Raw genomic sequence first — 19509 nt, 5'->3', positions numbered from 1 at the left:
GCGTCCCCTAGGGGACTCGAACCCCTGTTACCGCCGTGAAAGGGCGGTGTCCTAGGCCACTAGACGAAGGGGACACACTACAACATTCACTCCCTGCCGCGCTTCGCTGTGTGCTTTACGCTGCAAGTGGCGCGCATTCTATGGATGGATCGAGGGGTCGTCAACCCCCAAGGATAAATTTATTTAAATCAATGACTTCGCCCCCCTTTATAGGGCTTTCCCGGCGCTCCTCGCGTCTGCCTCTTGGCGCCTATATTCTGGCGCTCTACAAGACGCTATAGTTCACCCCGGGAAATAGTGGCAATGTGCTCTATCCCTGACTCCCTGCAACACGTCGATCAACGCTATCGGCGCAAACGCCAAGCCACTACACTCGTTAGCATTACACCTTGAAGAGGTCTTAACGGTGACACCACTCATGATCACCCTGCTGGTCGCAGCCGGGATCTTTCTCCTGATCGCCATTGGCTTCCTCAACCATATGGCCGAAGGCCGCAAACTGGAGAAGGCCCGATTCAAGGTCGAACTCGCCGACCGTCTGCGCCGCTGCGGCGAAATCACCGAGACCTTCCCCGGCCAATTGATGAGCCCGGCCCTCAAGCTACTGCTGACACGTTTGGAACTCAACGTGAACCAGCGGCTGTTGAATATAGAAAAGACCAATAGCAAGTTCAAAACCCGGATAACCGAGCTCACGGCGCTGATCAGCCAGGGGGAATCGATTCCGGTCAACAACCCACCCAGCCCGATCCAGACCGAAGCCAAGGCCAAGGACGTACGCTTCCTACTGGAGGCGCTGCACGGCCAGATCACTCGTGCGGCCCAGGACGGTTTCCTGCCCGCCACTGAAGCCAAGCACTGGATCCGTGAAGTGCGACATATCCTGGTATTGCTGCATATCGAGTTCTTCAACAACCTCGGCCAGCATGCCCTGCAACAGGAGCAGCCAGGGCAGGCGCGCCTGGCCTTCGAGCGTGGCGTGCAATACCTGCGCAAGCAACCTGAACCAGCGGTCTACAACGAACAGCTGATCTTCATGGAAAAGCTCCTGGCCCGCGCCAACTCCATGGTGCTCACCAACATCAAACCGACCGAGGAAGATGTCAACGAACTGACCCAGGGTCTGAAGGATGTCGAGGCCGACGCCGACTGGAAGAAGAAAGCCATCTACGACTGATGGAATCGCAGGCATAAAAAAACGGACAAGCCAGGCTTGTCCGTTTTTTTATGTGCCTACCGGGAAATCAGGCGATCGGATTGATCGGCTTTTCCGGGTACCAGACGTCCATCAACGGGCTGACTTCAACGGAAGTCAGTTCGCTGCGGGTCTTGAGCCAGGCTTCAACGTTAGCGCGTTGTTCAGCGCTGACCGAGCCACGCTTCTGCAGGCAAACCAGACCGTAGTCATCGCCGCCGACATAGCCCAGACCGTTGGCTTCCATTGCTTCTTTCAGGAATGCGTCGAGGAAAACGTCGATAGCCTCTTCACTCAGGTCTTCTTTGAAATCCAGGTTCAGCTCGAAACCCAACTCCTGAAATTCATCGACGCACAGCTTTTTGCGCAGACGCTGGGAACGGTTAGTCGCCATGAAACAATCCTCAAAAGTAATAACGGGCGGCACTTTATCAGTTTAAGGCTGCAATTGCCCGGATCTGTGCTGACACCTGGTCGATCCGCAGAAAAAAATCGCCAATAGGCTACCGGCCCAAGGCCCCAGCTTCCCTGCCTTGGGGCATAATGCCGACACTTTCACGACCATTGAGGGATTTTTGTCGACATGCCCTCGTATTTTCCCCTCGACGGTAGGGTTCCACTTCATATGATCAAATCTTTACGTCCGCTGCTGCTCGCCGGCCTGCTTCTCCCCCTGGCCCTCCCTACCTACGCAGCGCCCGTCAACAACAGCCTCTCTCCCAAAGTCCAGCAGGCGCTCAGAGCCAGCAAGCTGCAAAACGACGCCCTGTCCCTGGTGATGCTGCCACTCGATGGCCCCGGCGTCCCCACCGTGGTCAATGCCGACGTGTCGGTGAACCCGGCCTCGACGATGAAACTGATCACCACCTACGCCGCCCTGGAAATGCTCGGCCCCAACCATCAGTGGAAAACCGAGTTCTACACCGACGGTACCCTGAGCAATGGCGTCCTGCAGGGCAACCTGTACCTCAAGGGCGGTGGCGACCCGAAGCTGAACATGGAAAAACTCTGGCTGCTGATGCGTGACCTGCGGGCCAACGGCGTGAACCAGGTGACCGGCGACCTGGTCCTCGACCGCAGCTTCTTCATCCAGCCCCAACTGCCGGAATTCAACGACGACGGTAACGACGAGAACAAGCCATTCCTGGTCAAGCCCGATGCGCTGATGGTCAACCTCAAGGCCCTGCGCTTCGTTGCCCGCAATGACTCGGGCAAGGTGCTGGTCTCGGTGGAACCGCCGATCGCCAGTATCCGCATCGACAACCAGATCAAGGTGGTCAATGCCAAGCAGTGCTCCGGTGACGTGCGCTACAACCCGGTGACCCAGGACGATGGCACCACCGTCGTCACCGTCAGCGGTCAATTGGCCGAGGGCTGCAGCTCGCAGACCTACCTGTCGCTGCTCGACCATCCGACCTACGCCGCCGGTGCCGTGCGCGCCATCTGGCAGGAATTGGGCGGCAGTATCCATGGCAAGGACCGTTCCGACGTGGTGCCAAAAAGCGCCCACCTTCTGGCCCGCGCCTACTCGCCGGACCTGACGGAAATCATCCGCGACATCAACAAATACAGTAACAACACCATGGCCCAGCAACTGTTCCTGAGCCTGGGCGCGCAGTATCGCAACGACGCCGATGGCGATGACGCCAAGGCAGCGCAGCGGGTGGTGCGTCAGTGGCTGGCGAAAAAAGGCATCATCGCGCCGCATCTGGTGATGGAGAACGGCTCCGGCCTGTCCCGCGACGAGCGGGTCAGCGCGCGGGAAATGGCGAGCATGCTGCAATCGGCCTGGAAGAGTCCGTATGCCGCGGAGTTCATCAGTTCGCTGCCGATCGTCGGTACCGACGGCACCATGCGCAAACGCCTGAAGCAGACAGCCATGCGTGGCGAGGCGCATATCAAGACCGGGACCCTGAACACCGTGCGCGCCATTGCCGGCTTCAGCCGCGACGATAACGGCACCACCTGGGCGGTGGTGGCGATTCTCAACGACCCGAAACCCTGGGGCGCCTCATCGGTGCTCGATCAGGTGTTGCTGGACTTGTACCGCCAACCCAACGTGGCCGGCGCGGACGAATAACCCGAGGCCCTGAACATCAGGGCCCGGGATCCGTGGTGATCAGCGGGCGCTGATCTTCCAGGCGCGGTGAATCTTGCTGTTGCGGGCGAAATCAGGGTCCAGGGTCTGGGCGCTGATTTCCTCGACGGCATAACGCGTCGCCAGGTGCTCGTCCAACTGGAACTTGCGGAAGTTGTTGGAGAAATACAGCACGCCGCCAGGTGCCAGGCGAGCGACCGCCAGATCGAGCAACTGCACGTGGTCACGCTGGACGTCGAACACGCCTTCCATGCGCTTGGAGTTGGAGAAGGTCGGCGGATCGATGAAGATCAGATCGAACTCATCGCGACAGCTCTCCAGCCAGGCCATCACATCTCCCTGCTCCAGCCGGTTCTTGTCGGAGAAACCATTGAGCGACAGATTGCGCCGCGCCCAGTCCAGATAGGTTTTCGACAGGTCGACGCTGGTGGTGGTGCGCGCACCGCCCTTGGCCGCGTGCACACTGGCGGTCGCGGTGTAGCAGAACAGGTTGAGGAAGCGTTTGCCGGCCGCCTCTTTCTGGATCCGCAGGCGCATGGGCCGGTGGTCGAGAAACAGACCGGTGTCGAGATAATCGGTCAGGTTGACCAACAACTTCACACCGCCTTCGTTGACCTCGGTGAACTTGCCCTGGGCACTCTGGCGCTCGTATTGCTTGGTACCGCTCTGGCGCTCGCGGCGCTTGATGATCACCCGGCTCTTGTCGATATTCAGCGCCTGGGGAATCGCCGCCAGGGCATCGAACAGGCGGGCCTGGGCCTTTTCCGGGTCGATGGACTTGGGCGCGGCATACTCCTGGACGTGCACCCAGTCGTGGTACAGGTCGATGGCCAGCGAATATTCCGGCATATCGGCGTCATACACCCGATAGCAGTCGACCCCCTCGCGCCGGGCCCACTTGCCCAACAGCTTGAGATTCTTCTGCAAGCGGTTGGCGAACATCTGCCCGCCTTCGCTCAGGCGCGCCTGCTCGACCACCGGCGCGGGCGTCGGAGCCGGCTTGATCGGATTACCGTTCTTGTTGAATTTCGGCGCCTCGGCCACTTCCTGCGCCAGGACCTCGGCCTGTTCGCGTTCGATCTGCCGCTGTTCCGGTGTGCGACGCTCGCCGGTGACGAACTGATCCGGCACGACCTTGATCAACAGCAGCTTGCACGGCAAGGCGCCGTTCCAGAACGAGTACTGCTTGTGGCTGCGAATGCCCATGCGCTTGCCCAGGTCCGGGGCGCCGGTGAACACCGCCGCCTCCCAGTTCAGGCAGGACTGGCGCAGGCGCTCGCCGAGGTTCTGGTAGAGGTAGAGCAGGCTGGCTTCATCGCCCAGGCGTTCGCCGTAGGGTGGGTTGCAGATCACCAGGCCTTTCTGGTTCTGGTCCGGGCGTGGCTCAAAGGTCGCCACTTCGCCCTGGTAGACCTTGATCCACTCGCTCAGGCCGGCGCGCTCGATGTTGTTGCGCGCGGGCTGGATCAGCCGTGGATCGGCTTCATAACCGCGAATCCACAGCGGCGGCTTGGCCAGGCCGGCGTCGGCACGCTCGGTGGCTTCCTCGTGAAGCTTTTTCCACAGCGCCGGCACATGCCCGAGCCAGGCATCGAAGCCCCAGTGCACACGATTCAGGTTGGGCGCCATATCGGCGGCGATCATCCCCGCCTCCACCAGGAAGGTCCCGACACCACACATCGGGTCGGCCAGGGCCCCGCCTTCGGCGGCAATACGCGGCCAGCCGGCACGGATCAGGATCGCCGCCGCGAGGTTTTCCTTCAGCGGCGCGGCGCCCTGCTGCAGACGATAGCCACGCTGGTGCAGGCTGTGGCCGGACAGGTCAAGGGAAAGGATCGCTTCGCCACGGTCCAGGCGCAGGTGAATGCGCAGGTCCGGGCTGATCTTGTCGATGGACGGACGCTCGCCGGTCGGCGTACGCAGCTTGTCGACAATCGCATCCTTGACCTTCAAGGCGCCGAAATGGGTATTGTCGATGCCCGAGCCGTGACCACTGAACTCAACGGCCAGGGTGCCGTCGGAGACCATATGGTCCTGCCAGTCGACGTCCAGCACGCCGTGATAAAGGTCCTCGGCGTCCTTCATCGGGAAGCGTTTGAGCACCAGCAGCACGCGGTTGGCCAGTCGCGACCAGAGACACAGGCGATAGGCAGTCTCCATATCGGCCGTGCCACGAATGGCCGAGGTGTGCTCGCGCGCCTCCTCAAGGCCAAGCCCGACGGCTTCCTCAATGAGCAGGCCTTCAAGGCCTTTAGGGCAAGTGAGGAAGAGTTCGTAACGATCCGACATGGGAATTCCAGGGCTTCAAGCCTTCAAGGAACGGGCAAACGCATCGCCCGCTCGGTTTCGATCAAGCGCTTTTCTCGCAGAGCGCTCGTGTGGCGCACCATTGCGCCTGTCCACCCAGGCAGATCCTTCAACCCTTGGATTGAAAGAACCTTGATGCCTGGACAGCTCAACTCTCGTAATAAAAACCTTTTTAACAAAAACCTTCGTAACAAAAAGTCACATCGTGACCCTTCGTCGAATAATACCTGACCCCAACAGGTCGGTATTCGCAGTAGAGAATGAAACTCATCATTCATCTAAGGGCTGATCATAGCTGGGTTTTCTCCAGATACTCGAGCCTACGGCCATCACATCTTATGGCCTTAACACCATTATCGTTACGTCCTTATGACAAAACGGTCATTCACACGCCCCTGCGCATTGGTTAGAACTCACAACAGGTTGACGTCGCAATGGCGTCAACACCCCGCTCTCCCCCGAAATCGCCCAAGGGCCTTTTCGTACCAGAGCGGAGCTCGCCACGCCGGCAGCGAGCACCAACGGCAGATGCATTCTGCCTGATCTCGCCAAGAGGTCGACGGGACATATAACAGTCAACCAGTGAGGGCAACACCCTATGAGAAGACTTAAGCGTGATCCGTTGGAAAGAGCATTTTTACGCGGATATCAATACGGCGTTCATGGCAAATCCCGCGAGCTTTGCCCCTTTACTCTACCGTCGGTACGCCAAGCCTGGATCAATGGCTGGCGAGAAGGACGCGGCGACAACTGGGACGGTATGACCGGCACTGCGGGAATCCACAGACTCAACGAACTTCACGCTGTCGGCTGATCAGGGCACATTCCGACATAACAATTTGCGCAACAACCGACTTACCATGCACGCCCCATCCGGGCGGCGGGCTTCGGCCCAGGGGCTCCTACGGAGCCCTTTTTAATGCCGCGGATTCAGCGACGCAACGCCGCAATGGCATCCACCGACTGGCGAATCAGCGCCGGCCCCTTGTAGATAAACCCCGAATACACCTGTACCAGGCTCGCCCCAGCGGCGATCTTTTCAGCCGCGTGCTCGCCCTCGGTGATACCGCCAGCGGCGATGATCGGCAAGCGACCGGCCAGCTCAGCGGCCAGCACCTTGACGGTATGGGTGCTCTTCTCGCGCACCGGCGCGCCGGACAGGCCGCCGGCCTCGTCGCCATGGGCCAGACCTTCGACACCGACACGGCTCAGGGTGGTATTGGTGGCGATCACCGCATCCATGCCCGACGCCAGCAGCGCCTGGGCGACCAGCACGGTTTCTTCGTCGGTCATGTCCGGGGCGATCTTGATCGCCAGGGGCACGTGGCGACCATGCTGCTGGGCCAACTGCGCCTGGCGCACGTGCAGGGCCTCGAGCAGTTGCTTGAGCGAGTCACCAAATTGCAGGCTGCGCAGGCCCGGGGTATTCGGCGAGCTGACGTTGACCGTCACATAGCTGGCATGGGCGTAGACCTTGTCCAGGCAGATCAGGTAGTCATCGACGGCACGTTCCACCGGCGTGTCGAAGTTCTTGCCGATATTGATACCGAGGATACCGCGATAGCGCGCGGCGCGGACCCGCGACACCAGGTTGTCCACGCCCAGGTTGTTGAAGCCCATGCGGTTGATGATTGCCTCGGCTTGCGGCAGGCGGAAGATCCGCGGTTTCGGATTGCCCGGCTGCGGTCGTGGCGTCACCGTGCCGATTTCAACGAAGCCGAAGCCCAACTGGGCAAAACCATCGATGGCCGCGCCGTTCTTGTCCAGGCCCGCAGCCAGGCCCACCGGGTTGGGAAACTCCAGGCCCATGACCGTAACCGGGTTCGACGCCGGAGCCTTGCACAACAAGCTATTGAGCCCCAGGCGGCCGCCCGCGCCGATCAGGTCCAGGGACAGGTCGTGGGAGACTTCCGGAGAAAACTTGAACAACAACTGGCGGGCCAGGTTATACATGGGCGGGCTTGACTCGGATGGCGGCGATAGTGGTCGGCGATTATAGCCGGGCCCCGAGAAAAACCATAGGCGCACCACGAGCACGGCTCACCGACGAGGGGGGCGCGCGGTTGCATCGGTACAGCCTTGCAGGCTGGCCACCAGGGCCAGGCGGGCCAGCGCCTGGTGATTGCCGGCTTCCAGCTCCAGGACCCGGGCAACCGCCGCCCGCGCCTGCTCGACGCCCACGCCCCGATCGCACAGCCCGAGCATCGACAAGGCCAGCCAGGTATCGGCCAGCTGCAAGGCACTCCAGGGCTCACAGCAGGCGGCCATCAGCTCTGTCGGCAAAACCTCCAGCCTTTCACCCAACACGGTCGTCAGTTGCCGGATCACGGCCTCCTGCTGCCCTCTTGAATGAACAGCAGGCGGTGCCGCCGAGGCGATCGCCGGCTCGATCAGCGCGGGTAGCAACGGCACCACCGGAGCGGTAAAGCGATAACCCTTGCCGTAGACGGTAGCAATGTAGCCCTTGGCCTCCTCGAGCAACTTGCGCAGCACATAGATACAGCGTGTCAACGACTCCTCGGCAGCGTCCATGCCCGGCCAGACGCTGTCGAGCAAGCAATCCTTGGTCACCAGCCGTCCCGCCGAACCCAGCAGCAGGCGCAACACCTGCAGTTCCTTGGGCGGCAGATGAACACCCCGGCCGTGCCTCACCAGGTTTCCATCGCTTTGCAATATCCATTGACCAAAGACGAAGGCTTGTCGCGGAGTCTTTCCAGTGACGCTGTCCATAACCTCGACGCAATCCTCTATAGAGATGTACGACCATTCAAAAATAAACCCGGGAAAAGGGCTTATTCACGAGGAACGCCACGACTATAGGAATTCACATCGGGCCATGTCGGTAGGACATTTCCCGCATGGAAAAGGAATATTCAACAAGGCTGTAGACCCGACAAAACCTACAGCCCAAAAGCCGATTCCCCTATACAAACTGCACCTCAAAGCAGGAGCTTTCGTCGCCCTTCGCCCTCTCCCCGGGCGTTTCCTACAAGGCGGCACAGATCAGCCACGCTACGCCAACGGCAAACCTCATCGACCGGTAGTCCAATCCGGAACGCGGTATTGAGCCGCGCCACCAGCCCGGCAAGGTCCGCACCGCTCATACCCAGGTCTTCACGCAACCTCGATTCGAAGCGAATCTTTCTGCGCGGTACTGAACAATGCTCAGCCAGCAACACCATCACCTGTTGCTCGATAAAGTAGTCACACCCTCCCGGAACCAGGTAACTCATAGCTTCACTTTCCCGCATACCGCGCCGGGGCAGGACGGTATCGCCGCCGTACTCAACGCCTCGAGATAGCCCCGCGAGCGCCGTGGCAGTTCGCCATGAGCCGCCTGCCCGAGTACATACTCGAAACAGTCCCTGGCCTTGGCGTGCGCCCCCAGCGCCAGCTGGCACTCGCCGGTATAGAACATCGGCCGGTAGTCGCCCCGGTCCTGGGCAAACGCCACCGCATAGAGTTCGATGGCCTTGCGGTAGTGCCCGGAGACCTGATAGACCGCCGCCAATCCCATCCAGTAATGGCTGTTGTAAAAATCGTAGATACACAGGAAACGAAAGAGTTTTTCCGCATCCTCCAGGCGTCCTTGCTCGTGGAACTGGCAGGCGTGGGCATAGAGGCCCTGCACCTGCTCATTACCGGTTTCGCTCATCTCCTTGAGCGCCTCTTTCGGGCCACTCATCGCCACCCCCCAGGGAACACGTCAGTTGCTGACGTCTTGACTGTCACGAGATCATCAACCCCATGGACGCCTGGATATCGCAGAGGCGGCTGGGCGCCACGCCCAGCAGCTCACGGACCTCCTTGGAGAAATGCGATGAAGAGGCATAACCGAACTCCAGCGCCACATCGGTCAACGAACACTCGCTACCGATCATGCTCAGCAAGGCCTTGGCCGTCCGCCAGTCACGCAACTCGGGTTTGGCCGCACAGCCCAGAGCCTGATGGCATAACCGGCGAAAATGCGAGACCGACACGCCATAGCGCTTGGCCAGGCCGATCAGCTTCTCGCTGGCGGTGCCCTGTTCCAGGAGAAAACGCACCAGCCAGTAATTCGGACTTTGCCGCAAGACTTCGGCAAAGCGTTGATAGGCGGGATCAGCGCGCAAGGCGCAGTCGATATACCAGGGCTCCAGCAGGCCCCTGCTGGTCGATATACCAGAAGCCAGGGGCAAGGCCGCCCAAGGCGCGGCGACCGATCGCGCCCGCTCGAAACTCATACCCTGGTCGAGAAACACCTGCAACTTGACCAGGCTCGCCTCCACCGGGCGCTCGCTGAGCAGCTCGCCGCCAACGACCCGCAACATGCCCCGCGCCACCAGCAAGCCCTCCCAGCACGCCGGCAGGCACCAGGACACGCTCGCCTCGTCATGGACCAGGCACACGCCGGCCTCCCCCGCCCGCACCTGAACCACCTGTTCGCCACATAAAAAGCCCGGACACCGGGTCGCGGATAATTCATCAATCTGCACACTGCGCTCCGTCTCGTTCTTATTGAGCAGTGCGAGGATGATGGCCGGACGACGCCAGCCAATCATGATGAAAATCTGATGAACGGACATCCGCAAGCATATCGAGGCAGTTCGGTGACCGCGCCGAGCTCAAATCGCGGGCGAAAAAAAGCCCGGCCAAAGCCGGGCTTTTTCTTACCGCAAGCTAATTACTGAGCTTGGGCTTCTACCGACGCTTCTACGCGACGGTTGATTGCGCGACCAGCTTCAGTGGCGTTGTCAGCCACTGGACGGGTTTTGCCGTAGCCAACCGACTGGATGCGGGCTGGGGAAACGCCGTCTTTGACCAGAACTTGTTTCACAGCGTCAGCACGACGCTGGGACAGCTTCTGGTTGTAAGCGTCAGGACCGACGTTGTCAGTGTGACCAGCCACAGTAGTGTGGGTGGCTGGGTACTGCTTCATGAAGTCAGCCAGGTTCTTCACATCGCCGTAGCTGTTAGGCTTGACCACGGACTTGTTGAAGTCGAACTTCACGTCCAGCTCAACCTTGACAACTTGTGGCGCCGGAGCGGATTCAGCGACTGGAGCTGGAGCTGCTTCTACTGGAGCTGGAGCTGGAGCCGGAGCTACTTTGCCGCCGCTGCCACCGAAGTTCACGCCCAGGCCGATCAGAGCCTGGTAGTCCCAACGACCGTTGTCCAGCTTGTAGTCAGCTTCACCGCCGGCACGAGCGTACAGGTTGTCGGTGATGTACATCTTCACACCGGCACCGGTGGTCAGGTAGGACGAACCGTCACGGCCAGTGTGGCCGTCGGCAGCAACGTTGGTCATGCTGCCGTGAGCCACGCCGCCTTCAACATAAGGACGGAACATGTCGCCGACTTGACCGAAGTGGTACTGGGACTTCAGACCAAAGTGATCGCCACGGATCTTCTGGTTGCCAGTGTCGGTGTCCGAACGAGTGTAATCGTCCTTACGATAGGTAGCGTTTACCGAAATGTCGTCGGTGATGAAGTAGCCGATCGAAACGCCAGGTGTGCGACCGTTCTGGTAGGAATCGACGCTGTGGTTCCAGGTTTTGCCGTAGAACGCTTCACCTTCGACCGCGCCTTGGCCTTGTGCCAGTGCGCCGAACGAAGTAGCGGCAATGAGAGAACCAATGGCCAAGCCCAAGGTGTTTTTCAGTTTCATCCGTTAAATCCCCATCTGGTGATTGTAAAGCAGTCCCACAAACCGGGGGACAACTCGGCGGCAAGTGTAGCAGAACTTGCCTACACGTAAGAGACATTTGCGCTGAACTAAGTTTCAGCGATACCCGCAAATTTCTCACGCAATTTGTCGAGGGCCCGTTTATAGCGCATTTTCGTGGCGCTCAAGCCCATGTGCATGATGTCGGCAATCTCCTGAAACTCCAGCTCTGCGACAAATCGTAGCACCAGAATTTCCCGGTCAATTGGGTTCACATGCACTAACCATCGATCCAGTCCGCCCTTCTCCTCAGGTTTCGGCATCTTCTCTTCAGATGCTTCCTCGAGGGGGTCAAGACTCAACGCATCCATCAAACGCCGCTTGCGACGCTCTTTGCGATACTGCGTAATGCACTCGTTGTACGTGATGCTATATAGCCATGTCTTGAACTTCGATTTACCCTCAAAGTTCTTGAGGCCATACAGCACCTTCAACATCACTTCCTGACAGACATCGTCCGCATCGCGTTCGTTCCCTAAATATCTTGAACAAACGCTGAACAAGGTGCGTTGATAGCGCCGCATCAACTCTTCATAGGCGCGAGTCACATGAAACAGCTCTCCATGCGCACGCGCCACCAACTCCTCATCAGTGAGTTCGCGGGGGTCGTAGCGCATGGAGAGCGATTGAGCTTTATTCAAAACGAGTCGGGCCGACAGTCAGGTCAATGTCCGCCGCAGCCCATGGCTGCGGGCATTTTTGCGGCGGCATAGAGTAGCAGGGTTTACCGGGTTAGCGGCTGCTCACATGCTGCTCCAGCAGGATCCGATTGGAAAGAGAGACTAGCTCACCCTCGTCGGTCAGCAATACGGTCTTGACCGTGCCGATCTCCTCAATCTGTCCTTCGACCTCGCCCACTCGCACTTGTTGCCCAACTTGATACAACTCACGCACATAGATTCCCGCGAGAATCTGCCCGGCGATTTCCCGGCTGCCAAGCCCCATGGCCAGCGCTACGGCCAGACCAACGGTAATAAGCACGATGACGATCACATGGTTCAGCAGGTCGGTCTTGACCTCCAGCTGACTGATAGCCACCGAAATACTGATAATAATCACCAGGCCCTGAGCAACCCGCCCCAGGCCCGAGGCGTAATCCAGACCCACCCCTTCGGCCGCGCCGCGCACCAGCCCGCTGACCACTTGCGCCAGTAAAACCCCTACCAGCAGCACCAGGGCCGCGCCGAATACCTTCGGCAAATACAGCGCCAGCATGTCAAGCGTAGCTGAAACTCGCTCAAGTCCAAGGGATTCGGCCGCCGAAACCAGGAAAATCAGCAAAATGAACCAATAGACGATCTTGCCGATCAGCGTCGAAATCGGTACCTGGAGGCCGGCACGCCCCAGCAGCTTGGTCAATCCGGTGCCGCCCATCAGGCGATCCAGCCCCAGTTTGGCCAGCAGCTTGGACAGCAGGGTGTCGAGCAGCTTGGCCACGACGAAGCCCAGCAACACCACCACCAGCGCCCCGAACAGGTTAGGGATGAAGTTCGCCACTTTGGTCCACAAGGCAGTCATTGCCGTGACGAGGCTCTGGGTCCAGAGATCAAGTTCCATATTCAGTCAGCCTTATCCGTGGAGCGAGCAATGGGGGGACGCCGCGAAACCGGCGAAACGTGGGCCGATCCGTTGTTCAGCGCGATCATCAGCGCCTGCAGCCAACGGCCCATCAGACTGAAGAGATCACCGGCGCCAACCTGTCGGTTGGCGGTTTTCAGGACACGCCCCAAGCAAGCGTCGTCGTCACGGGTGGACGGCGAGGCCTTGAGCATGTCACGCAGAGATTGTTCGAACGGATCGTGCATACGCACCTCTCGGTATATCTGTGAAAGACGCGATCAATTTTTTGCAGGTCACATGAAACATGTTTCAAACCCAGCGCAAACGTCGGAAAAGCCACCATTGTCCGGCGGCAACGGCGACGATCAGCAGACAAGCGATAACGAAACCGTAGGGGTTGCCGGACCACGGAATACCGCCGACGTTGATCCCCAGCAGACCGGTCAGGAAGCTCATCGGCAGGAAGATCCCAGTGATGATCCCGAAGCGGTACATGGTCCTGTTCATGCGCACGTTCAGACGCCGATCCTCGGCCTCAAGCACAAGCCCCACGCGCTCGCGGGTCAACTCGAGCTCTTCCAGGTAACGGGTCAGACTGTTGTTCAATTCGTTCCAGTAACCGGCCTCTTCATCAGCGAACCAGGGCAGCTTGATCCGGCTCAACTGGCCGAAGATATCCCGCTGCGGCGCCAGGAAACGTTTCAGCCCGGCAGCTCGACGACGTATCTGCACGATGGCGCCATGTTCGGGACTATACCGTTCGTCGGCATCTATCTTTTCTTCTTCGTCGTCGACCACTTCCGAGAGGTCGCTGACCAGATCCTGCACCTTCAGGGTGAGGTATTGCGCGATGTAGAGAATCAGTTCGGCAGCGTTTTTCGGCCCCTTGCCCTGCTCCAGTTGCAGCAGCAACTCGTCGGTCGCGCGCAACGGCCGCAGGCGCAGGGAAATCACCCGCTGGTGCGCCGCGAAGACCCGCACCGAGACCATATCCTCGGGCTCGGCACCGGGATTGAGGTTGACCCCACGCAGAAACAGCAGAAGTTCGCTTTCGGGCAAGGGCAACAGGCGTGGCCGGGTATTCTCTTCCAGCAGCAGGTCGCAGTTGAATTCACTCAAGCCGCTGGAGGTGCGCAACCAGGCATGGGTCTGCGGATGGCTGCGATCCCAGTGCAGCCAGAGGCTTTCCTCAGGCTGCAGCTGCAGGTCATCGAGCTCCGTCCGAGCAATCGAGCGCGCACCGCCCCTACCATCCAGAACCAGGGCATGGACCAGCCCCCACTGCGCGTTTTCTTCCTCGAACATCCTTACCCCATCGTATTGCAAAAATTTACTCAGGCATCTTCAGCGGGCTTGGCGCAACGATCACGCCATTGTTGTCCGCATAGATATATTCGCCCGGGCGAAAGGTCACGCCGGCAAAGGTCACCGGGACATTGAGGTCGCCAATGCCACGCTTGTCGGTTTTCATCGGATGGCTGGCCAACGCCTGCACCCCCAGGTCGGTCTGGGCGATCACGTCGACATCACGGATGCAACCGTAGATCACCAGCCCTTCCCAGCCGTTCTTCGCCGCCTTCTCGGCCAGCATGTCGCCCAGCAGGGCACGACGCAGGGAACCACCGCCATCGACCACCAGCACCTTGCCCCGACCATCGAGCTCGACCTGGTCCTTGACCAGGGAGTTGTCTTCGAAGCACTTGATGGTGACGATTTCACCGCCGAAGGAATCGCGGCCGCCGAAATTGCTGAACATCGGTTCAAGCACCTGTACCAACTCCGGATAGGCGTCGCACAGGTCGGGGGTGAGGTAATGATCCATGGGTAAACTCCTGTAGGTGGAATCGAGAATGCCAGACTACGCAGGTCGCGCTACAAGATGAAACGCTTGCCCCGGTCGAATGTTTAGACAATGACCCAAACCGCTCAATGCGTCATATCTTAGCCTTTACCACTCGTCAGCGGAATGCCCTTGTCAGGGCGTTTCCTGAACAACGGCTGACTCACGGAGCAAGAAGGCCTGCTGATCATGCAGCCAATCGGCCACCCGCGGCCAGACTTCGGCCTGTGCCGGCTTGCTCACCAGCATCTCGACATGACCGAAATCCGAGCTGAAACCCTGCGCGCGGCCCAGGCAGAGAAAATGCTTGTAGGCCGAGCCGATCTGCTCGAACAGCTTGCGACAGGCCCAGGCCGGGTCCTGGTGATCGCCGACCGCGCTCACCGCCAGCACTGGCACGTCCACCTCGGCCAGGCCGCCCCACCAGTCCCGCTCGGCATCCCGGAAACGCCCGAACAGGCCGTACCAGCGCAGGCTTTCCAGGGCCAGGCCGATGGGCTCGTCTTCCGGGCCGCGCTTGAGACGCGAACCGGACAAATGGGCGAAACGCCTGAGCAGCAAGCGACCGCCCCACTCCACCGGTGGAATTTTCAACGGCCAATAGGTGCGACTGACCTGGCAGCCGAACAATGCCGCCGAGGCGACGGCAGGGGCACCCAGGTATTGACCGCCCAAGGCCGCCGCCAGGGTGGTGCCACCGAGGGAATGGCCGATCCAGTGGGGAATCTGCGCGCTTTGCTCACGCACGAACGCGGCGATGGCCGGTAGGTCGTAACGGGCGTAATCGGCCACGCGATTGCGTCGATAACCGTGATTGCGTGCCGAGAGTCCATGACCGCGCATTTCCGGGATCCATACATCGAACCCGGCACGCGCCAGATAGGCACCCAAACCGATGCCCTTGGCGGAATACCAGAACCGCCGGTTGGAAAAGCTGCCATGCAGGAGGATGACCGGCACGCCACGCGCTTCAGGCTCGTCGGCGAGGCCCAGGCGAGTAAGCGCCAGCTCGACCGTGCCATCGGGGCTGTTGCCTGGTTTCAAACGATAGACGTCTTCACAGAGATCGCCACGACGCTCGGCGCTGATCAAGGCCACCGGAAAAAGATTGCTGCTGCTTTGCATAAGGCTCTTGCACAAAAAAGGGCGACCCATGTGGACTCGCCCTGAAAATAAGGTTTGTAACACTCAACGTCAAAACACCGCGAACCTGTAGGAGCCTGGCTTGCCAGCGAAGCTTTTGGCGCCCTCAAGGACGCATCGCTGGCAAGCCAGCTCCCACAAGGGTCAGGCCTGCGCCTGCCCTTCGGCCAGGAAGAACCAGGTCTCCAGCACGGAGTCCGGGTTCAACGACACGCTTTCAATGCCCTGCTCCATCAACCAAAGCGCCAGGTCCGGGTGATCGGAAGGCCCCTGGCCGCAGATGCCGATGTACTTGCCAGCCTTGTTGCAGGCCTGGATAGCGTTGGACAACAGCTTCTTCACCGCCGGGTTACGCTCGTCGAACAGGTGCGCGATGATCCCGGAGTCGCGGTCCAGGCCCAGGGTCAATTGGGTCAGGTCGTTGGAACCGATGGAAAAGCCGTCGAAGTACTCGAGGAACTCGTCGGCAAGGATGGCGTTGGATGGCAACTCGCACATCATGATCACGCGCAGGCCGTTATCGCCACGGGCCAGGCCATTGGCGGCGAGCAGGTCGACCACCTGGCTGGCTTCGCCCAGGGTACGAACAAACGGCACCATGATTTCAACGTTGGTCAGGCCCATCTCGTTGCGCACGCGCTTGAGGGCGCGGCATTCGAGTTCGAAGCAGTCACGGAACGACTCGCTGATGTAGCGCGAAGCCCCACGGAAACCCAGCATCGGGTTTTCTTCTTCCGGCTCGTAGAGCTTGCCGCCGATCAGGTTGGCGTATTCGTTGGACTTGAAGTCCGACAGGCGCACGATGACTTTCTTCGGCCAGAACGCCGCCGCCAGGGTGCTGATACCTTCGACCAGCTTCTCGACATAAAAACCGACCGGATCGTCGTAGCCGGCAATGCGCTTGTCGACGCTGTCCTTGATTTCCGCTGGCAGCCCGGCGTAATTCAGCAACGCCTTGGGGTGTACGCCGATCATGCGGTTGATGATGAACTCCAGACGGGCCAAGCCCACACCGGCGTTCGGCAACTGCGCGAAGTCGAAGGCGCGGTCCGGGTTGCCGACGTTCATCATGATCTTGAACGGCAGCTCCGGCATGGCATCGACGGAGTTTTTCTTGATATCGAAGCCCAGCTCGCCTTCGAAGATATAACCGGTGTCGCCTTCGGCACAGGAAACGGTCACGCCCTGGCCATCCTTCAGCAGTTGGGTGGCGTTGCCGCAACCGACCACCGCCGGAATCCCCAGCTCACGGGCGATGATCGCCGCGTGGCAGGTCCGCCCGCCACGGTTGGTGACGATGGCGCTGGCGCGCTTCATCACCGGCTCCCAATCCGGGTCGGTCATGTCGGAGACCAGCACGTCACCCGGCTGGACCTTGTCCATCTCTGACACGTCCTTGATGATCCGCACCTTGCCGGCGCCGATGCGCTGGCCGATGGCCCGCCCTTCCACCAGCACGGTGCCGGTTTCCTTGAGCAGGTAGCGTTCCATGACATTGGCCTGGGTACGGCTCTTCACGGTTTCCGGACGCGCCTGGACGATATACAGCTTGCCGTCGTCACCGTCCTTGGCCCACTCGATGTCCATCGGGCACTTGTAGTGCTTCTCGATGATCATCGCCTGCTTGGCCAGCTCGCTGACCTCGGCATCGCTGAGGCAGAAACGCGCGCGCTCGGCCTTGTCGACGTCGACGGTCTTGACCGAACGACCGGCCTTGGCTTCGTCGCCGTAGATCATCTTGATCGCCTTGCTCCCCAGGTTGCGGCGCAGGATGGCGGGACGACCGGCTTCAAGAGTGCCCTTATGCACGTAGAACTCATCCGGGTTCACCGCGCCCTGGACGACGGTCTCACCCAGGCCGTAGGCACCGGTGATAAACACCACGTCACGGAAGCCCGACTCGGTGTCGAGGGTGAACATCACGCCGGCGGTGCCGGTTTCCGAACGCACCATGCGCTGCACACCGGCGGACAGGGCCACCAGCTTGTGGTCGAAGCCCTGGTGCACGCGGTAGGAGATGGCGCGGTCATTGAACAGCGAGGCGAAGACTTCCTTGGCCGCACGGATCACGTTTTCCACGCCGCGGATATTCAGGAAGGTTTCCTGCTGGCCGGCGAAGGAGGCGTCCGGCAGGTCTTCGGCGGTGGCCGAGGAGCGCACGGCCACCGCCATGTCCGGATTGCCCGCCGACAGGCTGGCGAAGGCCGTACGGATCTCGGCGTTGAGCTTCTCGGGGAACTCGGCTTCCATGATCCACTGGCGGATTTGCGCGCCGGTTCGGGCCAGGGCGTTGACGTCGTCGACATCCAGCGCATCCAGCGCCGCATGGATCTGGTCGTTCAGGCCACTGAGTTCGAGAAAATCACGATACGCCTGAGCCGTAGTGGCAAAGCCGCCGGGGACCGATACACCGGCACCCGCGAGGTTACTGATCATCTCGCCCAGGGATGCGTTCTTGCCCCCTACGTGCTCTACATCATGGACGCCGAGCTTATCGAGGGAAACTACGTACTCTACCAAGGTGATCTCTCCACTAATATGTTGGAAAAGCTCAGGAGCGGGCTGCTCTGTGGCAGAAAGCTGCCTGCGCGACGATCATGCTGAGTTAAAAACAGGCTCGGAATGCTCATTTGGTAAACCAAACTCCGCTTCCTCGCCTGTTTTTGCCTTGCCTGATCGCCGCTCGGCGAGCTTTCACCGCTATAGCCATGTGGCCTGGACCTGGAAAATAAGTGAGAATGTCCGCCATTCCTGGCGTACAAATCCCGCCTATCATATCCAAGAATCGTCACCAGCTTAAGGCCCAAGGCGCAAATGAAACGATCTGCTTTCTTTATCTCCGATGGCACGGGTATCACCGCCGAAACTCTGGGTCAAAGCCTGCTGGCGCAGTTCGAAAACATTACCTTCGCCAAACTCACCCGGCCCTACATCGACAACGCCGACAAGGCCAGGGCCATGGTACAACAAATCAATATCGCCGCCGAAAATGACGGATTTCGACCGATCATCTTCGATACCATCGTCAACCAGGACATTCGTGAGATCCTCGCCACGTCCAATGGTTTCATGATCGACATCTTTTCCACCTTCCTCGCCCCACTGGAACAGGAACTGACCGAGCACTCATCCTACTCGGTGGGCAAGTCCCACTCCATCGGCGGCAACTCCAACTACATGGAGCGCATCGAGGCGGTGAACTTCGCCCTGGACAACGACGACGGCGCCCGCACCCACTATTACGACAAGGCCGACCTGATCCTGGTGGGCGTGTCGCGCTGCGGCAAGACCCCGACCTGCCTGTACATGGCGATGCAATTCGGCATCCGCGCGGCCAACTACCCGCTGACCGAGGACGACATGGAGCGCCTGCAACTGCCGACCGCCTTGCGCGCGCACCAGCACAAGCTGTTCGGCCTGACCATCGACCCGGACCGCCTCACCGCGATCCGCAACGAGCGCAAGCCCAACAGCCGCTATTCCAGCTATGCCCAGTGCGAATTCGAAGTGCGCGAGGTGGAAAACCTGTTCCGCCGCGAGAATATCGCCCATATCAATTCCACGCATTTCTCGGTGGAAGAGATTTCCGCGAAGATCCTCGTCGAAAAAGGTGTGGAGCGGCGGTTCAAGTAACACGATCGTGCCTGCAAGCCCTGTGTCGT

At 60.0% G+C, this 19509-nt stretch carries 19 protein-coding genes and 1 tRNA gene; 4 read left to right on the top strand and 16 right to left on the bottom strand.

Annotation, left to right across the window (positions count from 1 at the left end; translation table 11 throughout):
* Position 1 precedes the first annotated feature (1 nt).
* Positions 2 to 74, bottom strand: a tRNA-Glu gene (locus tag AC07VG_RS24215).
* A 344-nt stretch (positions 75 to 418) separates the two neighbouring features.
* On the opposite strand from AC07VG_RS24215, the gene AC07VG_RS24210 reads away from it, so the two are divergent.
* Positions 419 to 1177 (top strand): hypothetical protein, encoded by a 759-nt coding sequence (locus AC07VG_RS24210; RefSeq protein ID WP_495002972.1) that lies wholly within the window; start codon positions 419 to 421, stop codon positions 1175 to 1177.
* Positions 1178 to 1244: 67 nt separating this feature from the next.
* Here the strand turns inward: AC07VG_RS24210 and AC07VG_RS24205 are convergent, their stop codons facing one another.
* The gene (locus tag AC07VG_RS24205; RefSeq protein WP_495002971.1) at positions 1245 to 1589 is read right to left on the bottom strand and encodes a YggL family protein; all 345 of its coding nucleotides are present in this window, start codon (positions 1587 to 1589) and stop codon (positions 1245 to 1247) included.
* Positions 1590 to 1820: 231 nt separating this feature from the next.
* Here AC07VG_RS24205 and dacB point away from each other — a divergent pair, with 231 nt between their 5' ends.
* Positions 1821 to 3275, top strand: a complete 1455-nt coding sequence (gene dacB, locus AC07VG_RS24200) for a D-alanyl-D-alanine carboxypeptidase/D-alanyl-D-alanine endopeptidase (protein ID WP_495002970.1) — start codon at positions 1821 to 1823, stop codon at positions 3273 to 3275.
* A 39-nt stretch (positions 3276 to 3314) separates the two neighbouring features.
* On the opposite strand, the gene rlmKL is transcribed toward dacB, so the two are convergent.
* Positions 3315 to 5582: a bifunctional 23S rRNA (guanine(2069)-N(7))-methyltransferase RlmK/23S rRNA (guanine(2445)-N(2))-methyltransferase RlmL gene (gene rlmKL, locus AC07VG_RS24195; protein WP_495002969.1), complete on the bottom strand. Its 2268-nt coding sequence runs from the start codon at positions 5580 to 5582 to the stop codon at positions 3315 to 3317.
* Positions 5583 to 6198: 616 nt separating this feature from the next.
* Between rlmKL and rmf the strand changes: the two genes are divergently transcribed.
* Positions 6199 to 6414, top strand: a complete 216-nt coding sequence (gene rmf, locus AC07VG_RS24190) for a ribosome modulation factor (protein ID WP_002553055.1) — start codon at positions 6199 to 6201, stop codon at positions 6412 to 6414.
* A gap of 116 nt (positions 6415 to 6530) precedes the next feature.
* Here rmf and AC07VG_RS24185 read toward each other — a convergent pair whose 3' ends face one another.
* From AC07VG_RS24185 to ppsA, 13 genes are all read right to left on the bottom strand, one after another.
* Entirely contained in the window at positions 6531 to 7553 is a 1023-nt protein-coding gene (locus AC07VG_RS24185; protein WP_495002968.1) for a quinone-dependent dihydroorotate dehydrogenase, read from the bottom strand.
* Positions 7554 to 7640: 87 nt separating this feature from the next.
* A complete protein-coding gene (locus tag AC07VG_RS24180) occupies positions 7641 to 8252 on the bottom strand; it encodes a winged helix-turn-helix domain-containing protein (RefSeq protein WP_495002967.1) in 612 nt (203 codons plus the stop codon).
* A gap of 287 nt (positions 8253 to 8539) precedes the next feature.
* A complete protein-coding gene (locus AC07VG_RS24175; RefSeq protein WP_495002966.1) occupies positions 8540 to 8833 on the bottom strand; it encodes an acyl carrier protein in 294 nt (97 codons plus the stop codon).
* Positions 8830 to 9285, bottom strand: a complete 456-nt coding sequence (locus tag AC07VG_RS24170; protein WP_495002965.1) for a SycD/LcrH family type III secretion system chaperone — start codon at positions 9283 to 9285, stop codon at positions 8830 to 8832. Before AC07VG_RS24170 ends, AC07VG_RS24175 begins: the two co-directional genes overlap by 4 nt.
* Positions 9286 to 9328: 43 nt before the next feature.
* On the bottom strand, positions 9329 to 10141 hold the full coding sequence (locus AC07VG_RS24165; RefSeq protein WP_495002964.1) for a helix-turn-helix domain-containing protein: 813 nt from the start codon (positions 10139 to 10141) through the stop codon (positions 9329 to 9331).
* Positions 10142 to 10263: 122 nt separating this feature from the next.
* Entirely contained in the window at positions 10264 to 11247 is a 984-nt protein-coding gene (locus tag AC07VG_RS24160; protein WP_495002963.1) for an OmpA family protein, read from the bottom strand.
* Positions 11248 to 11354: 107 nt separating this feature from the next.
* Complete coding sequence (gene sigX / locus AC07VG_RS24155; RefSeq protein WP_495002962.1) at positions 11355 to 11945, bottom strand: RNA polymerase sigma factor SigX; 591 nt, start codon at positions 11943 to 11945, stop codon at positions 11355 to 11357.
* A gap of 91 nt (positions 11946 to 12036) precedes the next feature.
* A complete protein-coding gene (locus AC07VG_RS24150) occupies positions 12037 to 12861 on the bottom strand; it encodes a mechanosensitive ion channel family protein (RefSeq protein ID WP_495002961.1) in 825 nt (274 codons plus the stop codon).
* 2 nt (positions 12862 to 12863) lie between these two features.
* A complete protein-coding gene (locus AC07VG_RS24145) occupies positions 12864 to 13115 on the bottom strand; it encodes a CrfX protein (protein WP_495002960.1) in 252 nt (83 codons plus the stop codon).
* A 58-nt stretch (positions 13116 to 13173) separates the two neighbouring features.
* On the bottom strand, positions 13174 to 14169 hold the full coding sequence (locus AC07VG_RS24140) for a zinc transporter ZntB (protein ID WP_495002959.1): 996 nt from the start codon (positions 14167 to 14169) through the stop codon (positions 13174 to 13176).
* Positions 14170 to 14194: 25 nt separating this feature from the next.
* Complete coding sequence (gene rraA, locus AC07VG_RS24135) at positions 14195 to 14686, bottom strand: ribonuclease E activity regulator RraA (RefSeq protein WP_495002958.1); 492 nt, start codon at positions 14684 to 14686, stop codon at positions 14195 to 14197.
* A gap of 153 nt (positions 14687 to 14839) precedes the next feature.
* Entirely contained in the window at positions 14840 to 15829 is a 990-nt protein-coding gene (locus AC07VG_RS24130) for an alpha/beta fold hydrolase (RefSeq protein ID WP_495002957.1), read from the bottom strand.
* A 162-nt stretch (positions 15830 to 15991) separates the two neighbouring features.
* On the bottom strand, positions 15992 to 18367 hold the full coding sequence (gene ppsA / locus AC07VG_RS24125) for a phosphoenolpyruvate synthase (protein WP_495002956.1): 2376 nt from the start codon (positions 18365 to 18367) through the stop codon (positions 15992 to 15994).
* A 294-nt stretch (positions 18368 to 18661) separates the two neighbouring features.
* On the opposite strand from ppsA, the gene ppsR reads away from it, so the two are divergent.
* A complete protein-coding gene (gene ppsR, locus AC07VG_RS24120; protein ID WP_495002955.1) occupies positions 18662 to 19480 on the top strand; it encodes a posphoenolpyruvate synthetase regulatory kinase/phosphorylase PpsR in 819 nt (272 codons plus the stop codon).
* The last annotated feature ends 29 nt before the right edge of the window (positions 19481 to 19509 follow it).

Source organism: Pseudomonas sp. GW821-FHT03C07 (assembly GCF_059420925.1).
This window is presented reverse-complemented; position numbering and strand designations above follow the sequence as displayed.